Source organism: Stutzerimonas stutzeri RCH2 (assembly GCF_000327065.1).
GTDB lineage: Bacteria > Pseudomonadota > Gammaproteobacteria > Pseudomonadales > Pseudomonadaceae > Stutzerimonas > Stutzerimonas stutzeri_AE.
This window is the reverse complement of record NC_019936.1, coordinates 2,045,435-2,062,172: the sequence shown is the minus strand read 5'-3', so window position 1 is coordinate 2,062,172 and position 16,738 is coordinate 2,045,435. Positions and strand designations below refer to the sequence as shown.

Here is a 16,738-nt window from a genome sequence, read left to right as displayed (position 1 = left end):
ATTCCCAGACGGCCAGCGCAGCCTCAGCCGTGCCTTGCCGATTGCGCCAAGCCTTGCAACTCTCGGCTGGCGACGGCGTATATGGCATAGTCATTGCCGCTCGCATTACGCAGCTCCGCCAACATCGAACGCCAGCGTGCCAGTGGTACCGGCCGTTGCGCGAGCCAGGCATCGACTCGCTCGCTGATCGACTCCGCGCCGTTCTCCATCTGCAACACCGAAACCGTGATGCTGCGCTGCTGCGAGTCCAAATCATCACGGAAGCCTTCCCGGGCCAGCGCCTGCCAGTTGTTGCCTACCGGCATATTGGTCAACTGATGCAGATACCACGGTAGCTCCAGTGCCCCGCCGACGGCAAAGTACGCCGCGGCAACCTGCGCAGGAACCTGACCGGTCTCATCAGCCGCCTCGAGGATGGGCAGCAGCGTGTACAGATGGTTCGTCCCGGCCACCATGCGTGCGAGCAGCTCGGGCACGCCGGCTTCGGTGTAACGCCGATAGCGTTCCTGCCAATGGTCACGGGTCGAGCCCTGCAACAGCTCGTCGAGTTTCAACCCAAGGGCGGCGACACGCGGACCGAAGTGCGCGACATCCCGAGCCGCATCCAGCTCGCTGCGACGGTTGCGCAGGAACCAACGTGTGGCGCGCCGCCCCAGGCGCATCAACTCGTCCATCAGGCTCAGTTGCAACTCGGCAGGCACCTTGTGATCAAGCGCCTCGATCTGCCGGAACCAGTGCGGCAGATGGAAGATATCGCGCACGATCACGTAGGCGCCGGCAACGTTCGCGGCGCTCATACCGGTCGCCTCGTTCAGCCGCTGAACAAAGGTGATGCCCATGTTGTTGACCAGATCGTTGGCGATCTGCGTGGCGACGATCTCGCGTTTGAGGCGGTGCTGCAGCATCGCGGCGCGGAAATGCTCGGCGAGCTGTTGCGGGAAGGCACTGTCCATCTCGCGAGCGAGGTAATCATCGTCCGGCACACGGGAATCGAGCAGCGCTTTCTTGAGCTCGATCTTGCTATAGGAGATCAGTACGGATAGCTCGGGACGGGTCAGCCCTTTGCCGATGCTGGCACGCTCGGCGAGCGCCTCGTCGGAGGGCAGAAACTCGAGTGCACGATCGAGCTGCCCCGCCGCCTCCAGCGCGTTGATCAACCGAACATATTCGGCGGCCCGCTCGCGTGAGCGGTGTTGCGCCTGTGAAAGCGCCTGGGTCTGCTTGTAGTTGTTTTGCAGCACCAGCTCGGCCACTGCATCGGTCATCTCGAACAGCAGCTGGTTACGCTGCTTGGCGGTCATGTCACCCGCGCTGACTACCTCGTTGAGCAGGATCTTGATGTTCACTTCATGATCCGAGCAATCGACGCCGCCGGCGTTGTCGATGAAGTCGGTATTGCTCGAACCGCCGTGCAACGCATACTCGACGCGCCCCAGCTGCGTCATGCCGAGGTTGCCGCCCTCGCCCACGACCTTTGCCCGCAGTTCGGCGCCGTTGACCCGTACAGCATCATTGGCCTTGTCACCCACCTCAGCATGGCTTTCGCTGCTGCTCTTCACATAGGTCCCGATACCGCCGTTCCAAAGCAGATCCACTGGCGCCTTGAGTAGCGCGTTGATCAGCTCGGCTGGCGTCAGCTGGTCTGCCTCGATGGCAAAACGCTCTTTCATTTGCGGCGAGATCTGCACCCGTTTTGCCGAGCGCGGGAAGATACCACCGCCCTCCGAGATCAGCGAGGCGTCGTAATCGGTCCAGGACGAGCGCGGCAGATCGAACAGGCGCTTGCGCTCAAGGAAGCTGCGCGCAGGGTCCGGATTGGGGTCGATGAAGATGTGCAGGTGGTTGAACGCGGCCACCAGCTGCAGGGTCTCCGACATCAGCAGGCCGTTGCCGAAGACGTCACCGGCCATGTCGCCGATGCCGATCACGCTGATGACATCGCTCTGCACATTGATCCCGCGTTCGCGGAAATGGCGCTGCACGGAAACCCAGGCGCCACGCGCAGTGATGCCCATCTTCTTGTGGTCATAACCTGCCGAGCCGCCTGAGGCGAAGGCATCGCCGAGCCAGAAGTCGTACTCGGCAGCGATGCCATTGGCGATATCCGAGAAGCTCGCGGTGCCTTTGTCCGCAGCTACTACCAGGTAAGGGTCGTCACCGTCATAGCGCAGCACGTTGGCCGGCGGAGCGACCTGGCCTTCGCGCAGGTTGTCGGTGATATCCAACAGGCCACTGATGAATATCCGATAGCAGGCAATCGCCTCGGCCTGAATATCATCCCGGGTGCCGGTGGTGGGCAGCCGCCGCGGTACGAAGCCGCCTTTGGCACCGCCTGGAACGATCACTGCGTTCTTCACCTGCTGCGCCTTGACCAGACCAAGCACTTCGGTGCGGTAGTCCTCTTCGCGATCGGACCAGCGCAGCCCGCCGCGGGCCACCTTGCCACCGCGCAGATGCACGCCCTCGACCCGCGGCGAATAGACGAAGATCTCGTACATCGGCGCTGGCCGCGGCATCTCGGGGATGGCGCGCGGATCGAGCTTGAAGCTGAAATACGGCTTGGGCCGGCCATTGGCGTCCGGCTGATAGAAGTTGGTCCGTAGGGTCGCCTGGATCAAGGCCAGGTAGCGCCGCAGAATCCGGTCCTCATTGAGCACTGCGACGTCATCCAGCGCGCTGAGAATCGCCTGCTCCAGCCGCTGCTGCTTGTCCGCAAGATCCTCGTCACCCAGCTTGCGCGCAAGGTAAAAGCGCATTTTGAACAGCCGCACCAATTCACGGGCGATATCCGTGTGGTTCAGCAACGCGCTGGCGATGTAGCCGAGGTCGAAGCCCATGCGGATCTGCTTGAGGTAGCGCGCATAGGCACGCAGCAGCGCGACTTCCCGCCAAGCCAGGCCGGCGGTCAGCACCAGCCGGTTGAAGGCATCATTCTCGGCGGCGCCGCCATAGATATGGATGAAGGCATCCTGCAGTGCCTCGTTGATCTCCAGCAGATCGATTTCCAGCCCTTCTGCATAGGTGAAGGCGAAATCGTGGATCCAGTATTCGCGGCCGCTGCGGTTACGCAGCCGGAAGGGAAACTCGCCGAGCACGCGCAGCCCGAGGTTCTCCATGATCGGCAGAATGTCCGACAGCGGCAGCGGCGTGTTCAGGTGGTAAAGCTTGCAGTGCAGGCGATTTTCTTCCGCGGTGATCGGCTGATAGAAGCTCATCACCAGCGGGCGCTCTTCACTCAGGTCGAGGACATGCTGCATGTCGACGGTGGCCGATTGCGGCGAAAAACGTTCGCGGTAGCCAGCCGGAAAACCCTTGGGAAATTCGCTGAGCAGATGGGTGCCCTTGGCTTCGCCGAAGCGCTCGACCACCAGACTCTGATAGTCGTCCTGCCAGGTGCGACAGGCCTGCAGCACCTCCTGTTCCAGACGTACCGGATCAACCTGTACCGCTCTACTGGGGTCCAGGCGCAGGATGAACTGCACCCGCGTCAGCACGGATTCGGAGAAGTAGGTCGAAAACTCGCAGTCACTCGCCTCGAGCCGCTCCTGCAGAACCTGTTGGATTTTCAGTCGTGTCTCGGTGGAATAGCTGTCACGCGGCACATATACCAGGCAGTAGCAGAAACGCCGGTAGGGATCGAAACGCAGGAACAGGCGCAGTCGATTGCGCTCCTGGATCTGCACGATGGCGATGGCATTCTCGAACAGCTCGTCGATCGGCGCCTGGAACAGCTCATCACGCGGCAGCACTTCAAGAACCTGCACCAGCTCCTTGGCCAGGTGCGCGGAGCTGCCGAAGTTGGCGCGCTGCACCACCGTCTCGACCTTGCGGCGAATGAACGGAATGCGTCGAACGCTCTGGGTGTAGACCGACGAGGTGAACAGCCCGAGAAAGCGGCACTCGCGCACTACACGCCCTGCTTCATCGAATTCACGTACGGAGACGAAGTCCGGATAGGCCGGACGATGCACCCGGCTGGGCATCGCCGCTTTGGCAAATGACAGCAGCAGCGGCTCACGCAGATAACTCATCGATTGTGCGGTGAGTGATTGCTCCTCCTCAGAAAGCCCAGTGCGCATGGTGCGCGACAGCCCCAGCAGCGAGCTTTCGTCGTAGAAGATTCGTCCACCGTCGGCCTGCTCCTGCACGGAGAACTCTTCGTAACCGAGGAAGGTGAAGTGGTCATCAGCCAGCCAGCGCATGAAGTCGCGAATCTCGTCCAGCTCGTCGCCGTCGATACTCAGGTTGACCTGCTCCAGACGGCCCTGCAGCTCGACGGCCTTACCCTTCATCGCAGCGAAATCGCCCACCACCTGGCGCACATCAGCGAGTACGCCCAGCAATGATTGCTCCAGTTCGCGCAACGCAGACGGGCTGGCGCAGCGGTCGATTTCGACGAAGATCAGCGATTCGGCATGGCTATCGGCGGCACGCTCATCCTTGGGCAGCAGTTCCAGCAAGCTGCCGTCGGCGGCGCGGCGCACCTGCAGCACGCTGGTCTGCAGGGTGTGGATGCTGTAGCCGCGGCGCGTCAGCTCCATGCGCACCGAATCGACCAGGAACGGCATGTCCGGATGCAGCACCTCAACCACGCTGTGCGTCGACTGCCAGCCGTGCTTTTCAAAATCGGGGTTGAAGACCTGCACCTCGGGCGTCGAAGGCTCGAAGCGCTCCAGCAGGCGCCAGCTGGCCAGCGTCGAACCGACCAGGTCGCTCATTCGCCGCTCGGTGAGTTCCGGCAACGCGACGATACCGAAGAACTGTTCGGCAAACAGATTCAGTTGCGGCAGGATTTTGCTGTCTACGTGTTGCGCTAATGCTGTCTGCAATTGCTGCTGAAAGTCGGCCTTGCTGGCCGCTGAAAAGAACGCCATGTATGGCTCCGCTTGGCTTGCTGGGGAAAGGCTCGTCGGTAGTGACTGACGGCACAGGACGAAGGTTCAAGGTTAGTCTAGTCGAGGGTTAATGCAGTAAAGTGGCGGCTCTCCAACAGTCCCCTGCGACTGTCTGTAGCAGTCAGTAGCGGCCGGCGCGTCCGCCAGCCACGTCAGCCGATTTGCCGCCCACCCTGGAAGAAGCGAAACGATGGATCACCGTGAATCGATAATCGCGCTGCGACAGTTCCTGTCCACCCAGATCCTGGGCCAGGAACGGCTGATCGAACGCCTGCTGATCGCCCTGCTCGCCGACGGCCATATGCTCGTCGAAGGTGCACCGGGCCTGGCCAAGACCCGCGCCATCAAGGAGCTCGCCGAAGGCCTGGAGGCCGAGTTCCATCGCATCCAGTTCACACCCGACCTGCTGCCGGCCGACATCACCGGTACCGAGATCTATCGCCCGGAGACCGGCAGCTTCGTCTTCCAGCAGGGGCCGATCTTCCACAACCTGGTGCTTGCCGACGAAATCAACCGCGCGCCGGCCAAGGTGCAGTCGGCACTGCTCGAAGCAATGGCCGAGCGGCAGGTCAGCGTTGGTCGCAGTACCTACGATCTGCCGCCGCTGTTCCTGGTGATGGCCACGCAGAACCCGATCGAACAGGAAGGCACCTACCCACTGCCCGAAGCCCAGCTGGACCGTTTCCTGCTGCACGTGAAGATCGGCTTCCCGGATGCCTCGGTGGAACGGCGCATCCTGCAACAGGCCAGAGGCGAAGCCATCAACGGCGAGGCGGCACCGGAACACCGGGTCAGCCAGCAGGCCATCTTCGCCGCGCGCAAGGACATCCTCGGGTTGTACATGGCCGATGCGGTGGAGGAATACCTGGTACAGCTGGTCATGGCCACGCGCACCCCCGCCAAGTTCGACGCCGAGCTGGCCGAATGGATCGCCTATGGCGCAAGCCCGCGCGGCTCCATCTCGCTGGACCGCTGCGCCCGCGCCCACGCCTGGCTGGCTGGACGTGATTTCGTCAGTCCCGAAGACATCCAGGCGATGCTCTTCGACGTGCTGCGTCATCGCCTGATCCTTTCCTTCGAGGCGGAAGCGGCCGGCATCGACCAGGACCGTGTGATCCAGCGCATTCTCGACGTGGTCGCGGTGGCCTGATGCAAGCGCAGGCTTCCGGCAGCGGACAGCCGAGCGAGCAGCACACCGGCATCCAGGTGAGCCTGGCCGAGCTGATCGACATGCGCCATCGCGTCCGTGAAGTACCGATCTTCTCCACGCCCCATCGTCGCAGCCCACTGGTCGGGCTGCATCATTCCAAACTGCGCGGGCGTGGCGTGGATTTCGACCAGGTACGTGTCTACCAGGCCGGAGATGACGTGCGCACCATCGACTGGCGGGTCACCGCGCGCACCCAGGAGCCGCATACCAAACTTTTCCACGAAGAACGCGAGCGTCCGATCTATATCGTCGTCGAGCAGAGTCCGCGCCTGTTCTTCGGCAGCGGACGCCTGTTCAAGTCGGTGCTGGCTGCCCAGGCCGCGGCCCTCATCGGCTGGGCAGCGCTGAGCCACAACGACCGGGTCGGCGGTCTGGTATTCGGTAGCGAGCAGCAGGAAATCAAGCCACGGCGCAGCAAGCAGAGCCTGCTGCAGCTGCTTGATCGCGTCACGCAGGCCAACAACCGGCTGCATCCCGAGAGCCCGCTCGATCCGGAGGCGTTCAGCATGGCATTGCGCAGGACGCGAGAAGTGCTGCGCCCCGGCAGCCTGTCGGTGATTCTCTGCGACGAGCGCACCCTGACCGATGCCGCCGAACAGCAGCTCAGCCTGCTGGCGCGTCATGTCGATCTGCTGTTGCTGCCGTTGTTCGATCCACTGGATCGCGCACTGCCCGCCGCCGGCCTGCTGCGCTTCAGCGAAGGAAATGCGCGGCTGGAACTGGATACCCACGACGCGGCACTGCGTCAGCGCTATCGCGAGCTGGGCGAAGCGCGCAGTGCACGTTGGCAGCGCCTGGCCAATCGGCTGCGGGTGCCGCTGATGCCGCTCGATACCCAGGATGATCTGGTCGAACAGCTGCGCGAGCACCTGAGCGTCCGGCATCCGAGCGCACGACCATGAACCCGCTCGACCAACTGGCACCACTGATCAGTCCGGAGCCCGTTCACTGGTGGCCGCCTGCACCGGGCTGGTGGCTGCTCGGGCTGGTGCTGCTCGGCGGGGTCGCGGCGCTCTGGCGGCTTCGCCATCGTCTGGCCCCGCGCAAACCACGCGTTCAGCCCGAAGCGCCGTTGGACCCGCAGCGCCAAGAGGCGTTGATCGAGCTGTCCCGCCTGAACAAACCCTACGGCGGCCAGCCGGCCAGCCAGTGGCTGCAGCAGCTCAACGGACTGCTCAAGCGCCTGTGCCGCATCCGCTATCCAAACGATCATCCGCACACGCTCAGCGGGCGCGCCTGGCTGGCCTTTCTCGACAGCCGCTGTCCGGCCGCCGGGCTGACACGCTGGATGATCCTGGTCGAAGGTGCCTATCGAGCCGAGTGCCGTCTCGACGACAAGGCCATCGACGGCCTTGAACAATCCGTCGACATTTGGATTCGCAAGCATGTTTGAACTGGCCTGGCCCTGGATCTTCGTGCTGCTGCCCCTGCCCTGGCTGCTGCGTGCACTGCTACCGCCAGCCGACAGCGGCGAAGCCGCGTTGAAGGTCAGCTTCCTCGATGAGCTGCAACAGCTTGCCGGGCGCCGTGCCCGGGTCGCGCTGCCGGCCTGGCGCCAGCAACTGCCCTACCTCACCATCTGGTTGCTGCTGCTGTTCGCCGCAGCGCGCCCGCAGTGGCTCGGTGAACCGCTACCACTGCCCACCAGTGGCCGCGACCTGCTGCTGGCCGTGGATGTATCCGGCTCGATGGACTACCCCGACATGCAATGGCAGGGCGAGGAGCTGACGCGCCTGGAGCTGGTCAAGGTGCTGCTCGGCGATTTCATCGAGCAGCGCCACGGCGATCGCGTCGGTCTGATCCTGTTCGGTAGCAAGGCCTACCTGCAGGCGCCCCTGACCTTCGACCGCCGCACCGTGCGTGTCTGGCTGGACGAGGCGCGAGTTGGCATTGCCGGCAGCAACACCGCCATCGGCGATGCCATCGGCCTGGCGGTGAAACGCCTGCGAGATCGACCGGCGAGCAGCCGCGTGCTGGTGCTGATCACCGATGGCGCCAGCAATGGTGGTGAAATCGAACCGTTGCTGGCTGCTTCTCTGGCGGCCGAGGAAGGCGTACGAATCCATACCATCGGCATCGGCGCCGTTCCGGAAGAAGGGGGTGTGCTCAGCCGCTTCGGCTTCAATCCCGGCCTGGACCTGGACGAGCCAACCCTGCGCGCCATCGCCGAACAGACCGGCGGGGAGTACTTTCGCGCCGCCTCCAGCGCTGAGCTCAAGGCCATCGGCGCTACCCTGGATCGGCTCGAGCCCGCCGCGCAGCAACCAATCCAGGCGCGCGTGGCCGAAGCGCTGTATTTCTGGCCACTGGCAGCGGCACTGCTGATCAGCCTGCTGATGGTAGCCGCCAGCCTGTGGAGCGCCCAGCTGCAGCGCCTGGCCTGGCGGCGGGAGCAGCGCCGATGAGCGAACTCTTGCCCCATCTGCTGCGGCCCTACTGGCTGATCATCCTGCCACTGTTGATCTGGCTGCTGTGGCGGTTGTGGCATCGCCAGTTGCAGATCGGCCGCTGGCAGCGTCTGCTCCCCGAAGCCTTTCATGCTGCCCTGCTGACCCGCGGCCGGCTGCGCCACAGTCGCCTGCCCTGGCTGGTGCTCGGCCTCGCCTGGCTGCTGGCCGTCATCGCATTGCTCGGCCCAAGCTGGCAGCGCTTCGAGCAACCCAGCGTGAAGCGCAGTGACCCGTTGGTAGTCCTGTTGGAACTGACCCCATCGATGCTCGCCGGTGACGTGCCGCCCACGCGCCTCGAGCAGGCCAAGCGCAAACTGCTCGACCTGCTGGAACGGCGGCAGGACGTGCAGACCGCCGTGGTGGTATATGCCGGGAGCGCCCATACCGTGGTGCCGCTGTCCGATGATCTGGCGACTACCCGCAACCTGCTGGATGCCCTGCATCCGGCGCTGATGCCCGAACCAGGCCAGCGTGCCGATCTCGCCGTGGCCAAGGGGCTCGCTCTGCTCGAACAGGCAGGGCTGGGTCGGGGACGATTGCTGCTGATTGGCAGTAGCCTGGACGAACACGAGCGTGGCGCCATCAAAGCGCTGATGCAGGGACGCGATGAGCGCCTGCTGGCCCTCGGTGTCGGCACAGAACAGGGCGCGCCGATTGCCGGAGAGAACGGCAGCTTTCTCAAGGACGATCACGGCGCCATTCTGATCCCACGCCTGGACAACGCCAGGCTGCAGCGCCTGGCCACAGAGCTGGGCGGCCACTACCAACAGGCGCGTCTGGGCGACGACGATCTCGCGGCGCTCGGCCTGCTCGATCAAACGGGAACACTGCAGCACGACGACGAACTCACCCGTCTGGAAGCCTGGCTGGACCAGGGCCACTGGCTCCTGGTTCCGCTGCTCCTGCTTGCCGCTTTGGCCGGCCGGCGCGGCTGGCTGTTCTGCCTGCCGCTATTGCTGCTGCAGCCGCAAGCGGCCAGCGCATTCGAGATGGATGACCTCTGGCTACGGCGCGATCAGCAGGGGCAACGTCTGCTCGAGGCCCAGCAGCCCGCCGAGGCGGCAGAGCGCTTCGTCGATCGCCGCTGGCAGGCGACCGCACGCTACCAGGCCGGCGACTACGCCGGCGCCGCAGAGCTGTTCGCCGAGGGCAATACAGCCGCCGACCACTACAATCGCGGCAATGCCCTGGCGCGCGGCGAAGCCTTGGAAGCCGCTATCGAAGCCTACGAACAGGCGCTGGAGCTGCAGCCTGACCTGCAACAGGCACAGCGCAACAAGGCACTGGTGGAGGAACTGCTGCGCCGTCGACAGGAGCAGCCCGAGCCCGAACCCGAGCCGGAACAGCAGCAAGAACAGACGGAGCCGGACGAACCGCAGCCCCAGCCGCAACCGCCGGAGTCCGGGTCGGCCAGTGCGCCCAGCCCTGGGCACGCCGAGGGCGAGCCGGAGCGTGCGGCCAGCGGCGCCGTGGAGCCTTCCACGAGCGAAACGACAACAGAGGCGTCGGAACAGGATGCAGCCACGGCGCTGGCGCAGCATGAGGCGCTCCCCGATCAGGAGCGGCAACAGGCAATGGAACAATGGCTGCGACAGATCCCGGATAACCCCGGCGAGCTGCTGCGGCGGAAATTCCTTTACGAACAACGCAAGCACCAGGAAACCAGTCGATGACGCGCCTGATGGCCTTTCTTCTGCTCAGCATTCTTGCCGGCCAGGCTGCTGCGGCCGGTCTTTTCGCCCGAGTGGACCGCACCCAGTTGAGCATCGACGAAACCCTCGAGCTAAGCCTGGAAAGCCAAGGCGGCGCGGTGTTCGGCAAGCCCGACCTGCAGCCGCTGGATGACCTGTTCGAGGTTTTCGACACCCGCCAGGTCAATCAGCTCTCCAGCAGCAATGGCGAGGCGCGCGCAATCACCCGCTGGTTGATCACCCTGCGTCCGAAGCAGACCGGCTACGTGATCATTCCGCCACTGCAGCTGGGCGACTGGCGCAGCGAGCCGATCACCCTGCTGGTCCAGGAATCGTTGAAAAGCAGCGACGGCGACCAGCTGGCACCCATCTTCATCGACGCCAGCGTCGACCAGGAAAGCGTCTATGTGCAGGCCCAGGTGATCCTCACGCTGCGCATCTACCATTCGGTTTCGCTTTACGACGACAGCACCCTGTCGCCGCTGCAAATGCCCGAAGCCCTGGTCGAGCGACTCGGCGAGCCGCGTACCTACGAGAAAACCATCAACGGCATCCGACATGGCGTCATCGAGGTGCGCTATGCGCTGTTTCCGCAGAAATCCGGCGAGCTGACCATCCCCGCCCAGCTGTTCAGCGCGACTACCGTGACCGGCGGCAGCAACCCACTGTTCGGCTCGCGCTCGGGACGCTCGACTCAGGTGCGCTCACCGAGCATCCCACTGACAGTCAAAGCCAAGCCGGCAGATTATCCCGCCGATGCGCCCTGGCTGCCGGCACGCAGTCTGACGCTGGTGGAGGCCTGGAGCCCAGAACCGGATCAGGCGCAGGCCGGCGAATCACTTACCCGCAGCCTGCTGCTCAAGGCCGAAGGCCTGACCAGCACGCAGCTGCCCGCGATCGGCTCGGCGCAGAGCGCGGAGTTGCGCCGCTATCCGGATCAACCGAGCCTGGCGAACGAAGTCGGTGCTACCGGGCTGATCGGCAGCCGCGAACAACGCGAGGCGCTGATTCCCACGCGCAGTGGCACGCTGCAGCTGCCTGCACTGGAAGTGGTCTGGTGGAATACCGTTGAAGATCGCCTCGAACGCACCACGCTGGACAAGCGCACCCTGAGCGTCGCGGACAATCCGAATCTTGTGCAGCCAGCTGCCGAACAGCCAGTCGCAATCCCGGCGCCTGTCGAACAGCAGCTGCTCTGGCCGTGGCAATTGAGCACAGCGTTCTTTGCACTCAGCACGCTCGTCGGCTTCGGGCTGTGGACGCGTGCGCGCCGACAGCCGGCAGTGCTACGTGCGCTCCAGCCTGGACCCACCCCGCGCAGCCTGCTCGACGACCTGCGTCGCGCCTGCCAGGCCAACGACTCCCATGCCACTCGCCAGGCGCTGGACGCCTGGGCGCGACAACAACCGGAGACTTTGGCGGACATGGCTGCGCGCTTCGTACCGCTGTCCGATGCGCTGGATGGGCTCAATGGTGCGCTGTACAGCGAAGCCGGCCAGCGCTGGCAGGGCGACGCCCTGTGGCAGGCAATCCAGGCCCTGCCTCCGGCGATCACTCCCAGCATCGAGCAGGACCAAAGCGCCCTGCCGCCACTCTACCCGCGCTGACCAGCAGCCTGAGCTAACCGCCCCTCACCGACGCGGTGCGCATGCACCGCGCCGTGCACCATTTCCACGCTGGCATATCGCTTGCTTCAGGCTTGGCACAGACCATACCTGAGCCGTCGCGGCAAACGTCGACATTTACCGCGCGCTTCGCAATCGAAAAGGCCAACACAGCATGACGGACCCCTTCTCGCCGCACCGCCACGACGCACTGGCCTGGGTTGCCGGCAGCGACGCACCGGAAAAGAGCTCGGTCAATCTGGGCTTTCTGCCGCTCACCGATGCTGCATCGCTGATCGTCGCGGCCACTCAGGGCTTCGCCCAGCCGTTCGGCCTGACGCTGAACCTGCAGCGCCAGAGTTCCTGGTCGGCCCTGCGCGACAAGCTGGTCGGTGGCGAACTGGATGCTGCGCACGGGTTGTACGGACTGATCTACGCCGTACACCTGGGAATCGGCGGCAGCCCCGCGGTGGACATGGCGGTGCTCATGGGGCTGGCGCAGAACGGACAAAGCATCAGCCTGTCTGCCTCGCTGAAGGCAGCCGGCGTGACCAATCCCGAGGCGTTGCGCAACGGCGTGCGCCAAAGCGGTGCGCGCCTGACGCTCGCGCATACCTTTCCCACCGGCACCCATGCGCTCTGGCTGTACTACTGGCTAGCCGCCAATGGCATCCACCCCCTGCAAGATGTGCGAACGCTTGTGCTGCCACCCTCGCAAATGGTGGCGAACCTGCGGGCGGGACGCATCGATGGTTTCTGCGCCGGCGAGCCATGGGGCGCCCAGGCGATCGCCGAAGGTGTCGGTTTCACCCTGGCGACCAGCCAATCGATCTGGCCCGACCACCCGGAGAAGGTGCTCGGTTGCACCCGGACTTTCGTCGAGCAGTACCCCAACACGGCCCGCGCGCTGGTGATGGCAATACTGGAGGCGAGCCGTTTCATCGACCAGAGCTTGGAAAACCGCCGCAGCACGGCACAGCTGATCGCCGGGCGCGAGTACGTCGACGCTCCGCTCGCGGCCATCGAGTCGCGCTTTCTCGGCGCGTATGACGACGGGCTGGGCAACGCCTGGACCGACATGCATCCACTGCGTTTCTTCGCCGACGGTGCGGCAAACATGCCTTATCTGTCAGACGGCCTGTGGTTCATGACCCAGCTGCGGCGCTGGGGCCTGCTGCGTCAGGACCCGAACTACCTGGAGATTGCACAGCAGGTTCAGCAGGCCGACCTGTATCGCCAGGCTGCCGAAGCGCTCGGTATGCCGGTGCCGCAGTCGCCGCTACGAAGCGCCACGCTCATGGACGGCACGACTTGGGACGGCAGCGACCCGGCGGCCTACGCACGCAGCTTCGCCCTGCACGCCATGGCCGATCAGACCGTGGCGGCCGCGCTTTGAGGAGGGAGACCGGTATGTTGCGCATCCTGCTGATCGACGATACCCCGCGAAAGATCGGCCGTCTGAAGAGCGCGCTGATCGAGGCTGGCTTCGAAGTCATCGCTGAGTCCGGCCTGAGCATAGACCTGCCCGAACGAGTCGAGGCGATCCGCCCGGACGTGGTGCTGATCGACACCGACTCACCCGGCCGCGACGTACTCGAACAGGTGGTACTGGTAAGTCGCGACCAGCCACGGCCGATCGTCATGTTCACCGACGATAGCGATCCGGGCGCCATGCGCCAGGCAATCCGCGCCGGTGTCAGCGCCTATATCGTCGAAGGTATCCAGGCCCAGCGGCTGAAACCAATCCTCGATGTGGCCATGGCCCGCTTCGAGACCGACCAGGCGATGCGGGCACAACTCCAGGCCCGCGAGCAGCAATTGGCGGAACGCAAACGCATCGAACTGGCCAAGGGCATGCTGATGAAGATGCGCGATTGCAAGGAGGAAGAGGCCTATACGCTGATGCGCCGCCAGGCGATGAGCCGGCAACAGAAACTGATCCAGGTCGCCGAACAGATCATCGCCATGAATGAACTCCTCGGGCAGTAACCCTGCCCGCCAGCGGTGCGGTAGCGAGGTCCAGCGCACCGTCGGCGCGCACATCCGCAGCCCTCAGGATTTGGATCGCAGGACGGCCGCAGCGCCAGCAACCGTAACGATGTGGAGTCCAGCGGAAAAGGTGCTGGCATTGGCCGGCTGGCAAGCGACTTGCTAGATGCCATTGGCCGACCCAACGAAGGTGTCTGGCTAAGACGAAGGCGTCCCTTGACCGCATGCAGCCGCATGCCGGTTTGGACGCCTTTTTTGTTGCACGCGCCGCCGTGCCGTACCCGTAGACAAGGGACTTGCAGAATGACCATTACCGCGACCTTGGCGATCGCCTGTGCCCTGCTGTTGCTGGGTCACTACCTGAACGGCATCGCCAGCGCCCAACATTCCCGGCGCGTTGCAAGCCTGCGCCTGCTGGCCATTCAAGAGGATCTGGAGATCCTGCGTCTGCTGCAGCAGCATCGGGGGCTGGGCGCGCTCTCCGATGTGGCCGCGGTCACTCTGCGCTCTGCCCTCGCGGCCAACCTGACGCAGCGATTGCAACAACGCGCCGCTTTGCCCGACGCCTACTCGATAAGCGAGGCCTGGCTGGCCCTGCGTGAGACGCCAACGGACTTCGAAAGCCACGGTGTTCTGATCGAAACCGTTATAGATAGCCTTGCGCAGCGAGCATCGCTGAACCACGAGGGCGCACGGATCGCTCAAGCATGCCGCGAGCTGGAAGAGGTGGCGCGCCTGCGCGGCCTATGCGTGATCGCATCGCTGCAGGGCGGCTGCACGCCGGCCTTGCAAGGGCGCCTGGAAGGGCTCTGTCGCCGTGTCGGCAGCGGTGTGGACATGGAGCTCAAGCGTCTGGTGGGCAAGCTGGAGCGCAGCGTTGTCCACTCAGCCCAACCGCGGCTGAGCCCACCCGAATGCTTCGCACTGGTCACACCCTTGATCGATGCACGACTGCAACGGATCCAGCAGCGCCTGCAGCACAGCGTTGCACAGGCGCAGCCCGGCTTGCCCAGAGGAGCGTGACCAAGTCCGAGCAGTCATGTTTGAAGTTCCCAGGGGAAGCGCTCGGCAAACTCACGCGAGTGCCAGTCCGTTCGCGGTCAAGCCAGCGCCCACCAGGGCCGATCTGCCCAGTGGAGTGACACAACGCTAGAATGCGCGCCTTCGATCAATAACCGAGCGACCCATGGCGCGCCTGAACCTGCAGTTCCCGGAAGACCAGTACTGTTTTTCCACCCAGCTCACCGTACGCATCACCGACATCAACGCCGGCAACCATCTGGCCAACGATTCGATGATCTCTATGATTTCCGAGGCGCGGGCGCGCTTTCTATTTGCCTACGGCGTGGCCGAAACCCGCCAGGACGGTGCCGGGATCATCGTCACCGACCTGGCCACGACTTATAAAGCCGAGGCCCATGCCCGTGACGCGCTGCTGTTCGAGGTTGGCGTGATGGACTTCAACAAGTACGGCGGCGATATCATCTTCCGCATCACTCGCCCTGCCGACGGCACGCTGATCGCCATGGCCAAGTCCGGCTTCGTCTTCTACGACTACTCCCAAAGCCGTGTGGTCGCCATGCCCGAAGCCTTTGCGGCGAAGTTTCCGCGGGTTAACCGGCTCGATTAGTGCGCGCTTTCCATCAGCTGCAGCAGGCGCTGGACATCCTCGCGGTGGCATAGCTCGGTGCCTGGGCGCATCACCGTCGCTGCGCCAGCGGCAATCCCCTGGCACACCGCCTCAGGAATCGAACGTCCGTCGGCCATCGCTAGCACAATGGCTCCGAGCATGCTGTCACCCGCACCCACCGCGCTGGCGACCGGCACTTCCGGCGTGCGCAGGCGGCCTACCTGGTCGCCATAGGCATACAGCGCCCCATCGGCACCAAGCGACAGCACGATGACCTCCGCACAGCCCTGCCTGATCAGGCTGCGCAGTGCTTGTTCCTGCTCGGCTTCAGCGCTGACGGTGCGGCCCATCAGGGTTCCGAGCTCGTCAAGGCTCGGCTTCATCAGATACACGCCGCCTTGCCGGGCCGCATGACGCAGGGGCTCGCCGGACAGATCAACAACCAGGCGAGCGCCGATACGTCGTGCCAACGCCAGTAGCTCATCGAAAAAACCAAGGTCGGCGCCGGGTGGAAAGCTGCCGCTCAGCACCACATAGGCCGGCGCCGGGCGCAGCGCCGCCAGGCTGTCGAGGCACTGTTGCAACTCCTGCGCGGACAGCGTCGGGCCGGGTAGCACGAAGCGGTACTGCAGGCCTGAGGCCAGCTCATCGACAGTGAAGCTCTCGCGGGTGTCGCCAGCAATCGGCACCGGCCGATGCACCAGGCCCAACTCATCCAGCGAACGTTGCAGCAGATCGCCGAAAGGACCGCCCGCCGGGTAGACGGCCACCGCCTTGCCGCCCAGCGTTTTCACCACGCGCGCCACGTTGATTCCGCCGCCACCCGGATCGTGACGCGGCAGCGAGCAACGCAACTTCTCGGTGCTGATCACCCGAGCAGTGCTGACGGAGAGGTCCATCGCGGGGTTGAGGGTCAGGGTCGCAATCAGGGGCATCGCTTACTCCATGGCAATTGCAGCCAAGCCTAACAGCAACCGCAGCGGCAGGGTTTCTTGCAATGCGGCGGAGCTTGCCCTGATTTGGCCCGCACTTGCTCGGTCTTTGTGCGTTTCCCGGCAGTGACTCGCTGCAAGCAAGGCGTAGCCCGCATAACGCGGGGCCTCCACCGGCTGGCACGCTAGATGCTAGATCCCCTTCAGGCAGGCCAACGGCGGTCTGCGCAACACGACAAAGGCGTCGCACCACTCCTGCTCCGGCAGGCGTGCTGCGACGCCTTTTTGTTTTCCGCCTCGACGACGGGGCGGTACGAGCAGCCCTGGCGGCCAACGC

At 64.5% G+C, this 16,738-nt stretch carries 12 protein-coding genes; 10 read left to right on the top strand and 2 right to left on the bottom strand.

The features are described 5' to 3' along the window. Positions 1-23: 23 nt before the first annotated feature. Positions 24-4,874 (bottom strand): NAD-glutamate dehydrogenase, encoded by a 4,851-nt coding sequence (locus PSEST_RS09490; protein ID WP_015276783.1) that lies wholly within the window; start codon positions 4,872-4,874, stop codon positions 24-26. 211 nt (positions 4,875-5,085) lie between these two features. On the opposite strand from PSEST_RS09490, the gene PSEST_RS09485 reads away from it, so the two are divergent. From PSEST_RS09485 to PSEST_RS09440, 10 genes are all read left to right on the top strand, one after another. Further along, complete coding sequence (locus PSEST_RS09485; RefSeq protein WP_003298329.1) at positions 5,086-6,045, top strand: AAA family ATPase; 960 nt, start codon at positions 5,086-5,088, stop codon at positions 6,043-6,045. After that, positions 6,045-7,007 carry a DUF58 domain-containing protein gene (locus PSEST_RS09480; protein ID WP_015276782.1) on the top strand — a complete coding sequence of 321 codons (963 nt, stop codon included), beginning with the start codon at positions 6,045-6,047 and terminating at the stop codon, positions 7,005-7,007. Before PSEST_RS09485 ends, PSEST_RS09480 begins: the two co-directional genes overlap by 1 nt. Beyond that, positions 7,004-7,498, top strand: a complete 495-nt coding sequence (locus PSEST_RS09475; RefSeq protein WP_015276781.1) for a DUF4381 domain-containing protein — start codon at positions 7,004-7,006, stop codon at positions 7,496-7,498. Before PSEST_RS09480 ends, PSEST_RS09475 begins: the two co-directional genes overlap by 4 nt. Then, a complete protein-coding gene (locus PSEST_RS09470) occupies positions 7,491-8,510 on the top strand; it encodes a vWA domain-containing protein (RefSeq protein WP_015276780.1) in 1,020 nt (339 codons plus the stop codon). The genes PSEST_RS09475 and PSEST_RS09470 overlap by 8 nt, the downstream gene beginning before the upstream one ends. Beyond that, positions 8,507-10,228 (top strand): VWA domain-containing protein, encoded by a 1,722-nt coding sequence (locus tag PSEST_RS09465; RefSeq protein ID WP_015276779.1) that lies wholly within the window; start codon positions 8,507-8,509, stop codon positions 10,226-10,228. Before PSEST_RS09470 ends, PSEST_RS09465 begins: the two co-directional genes overlap by 4 nt. Then, entirely contained in the window at positions 10,225-11,853 is a 1,629-nt protein-coding gene (locus PSEST_RS09460; RefSeq protein ID WP_015276778.1) for a BatD family protein, read from the top strand. The genes PSEST_RS09465 and PSEST_RS09460 overlap by 4 nt, the downstream gene beginning before the upstream one ends. Positions 11,854-12,025: 172 nt before the next feature. Continuing rightward, the gene (locus PSEST_RS09455; protein WP_015276777.1) at positions 12,026-13,246 is read left to right on the top strand and encodes a CmpA/NrtA family ABC transporter substrate-binding protein; all 1,221 of its coding nucleotides are present in this window, start codon (positions 12,026-12,028) and stop codon (positions 13,244-13,246) included. A 14-nt stretch (positions 13,247-13,260) separates the two neighbouring features. Further along, the gene (locus PSEST_RS09450) at positions 13,261-13,839 is read left to right on the top strand and encodes an ANTAR domain-containing response regulator (protein WP_015276776.1); all 579 of its coding nucleotides are present in this window, start codon (positions 13,261-13,263) and stop codon (positions 13,837-13,839) included. 303 nt (positions 13,840-14,142) lie between these two features. Further along, positions 14,143-14,862, top strand: a complete 720-nt coding sequence (locus tag PSEST_RS09445; protein WP_015276775.1) for a hypothetical protein — start codon at positions 14,143-14,145, stop codon at positions 14,860-14,862. Positions 14,863-15,025: 163 nt separating this feature from the next. After that, positions 15,026-15,469 (top strand): thioesterase family protein, encoded by a 444-nt coding sequence (locus PSEST_RS09440; protein ID WP_015276774.1) that lies wholly within the window; start codon positions 15,026-15,028, stop codon positions 15,467-15,469. Here the strand turns inward: PSEST_RS09440 and PSEST_RS09435 are convergent. After that, a complete protein-coding gene (locus PSEST_RS09435) occupies positions 15,466-16,404 on the bottom strand; it encodes a 1-phosphofructokinase family hexose kinase (protein ID WP_015276773.1) in 939 nt (312 codons plus the stop codon). The two genes, PSEST_RS09440 and PSEST_RS09435, sit on opposite strands and share 4 nt — an antisense overlap. Positions 16,405-16,738 lie beyond the last annotated feature (334 nt).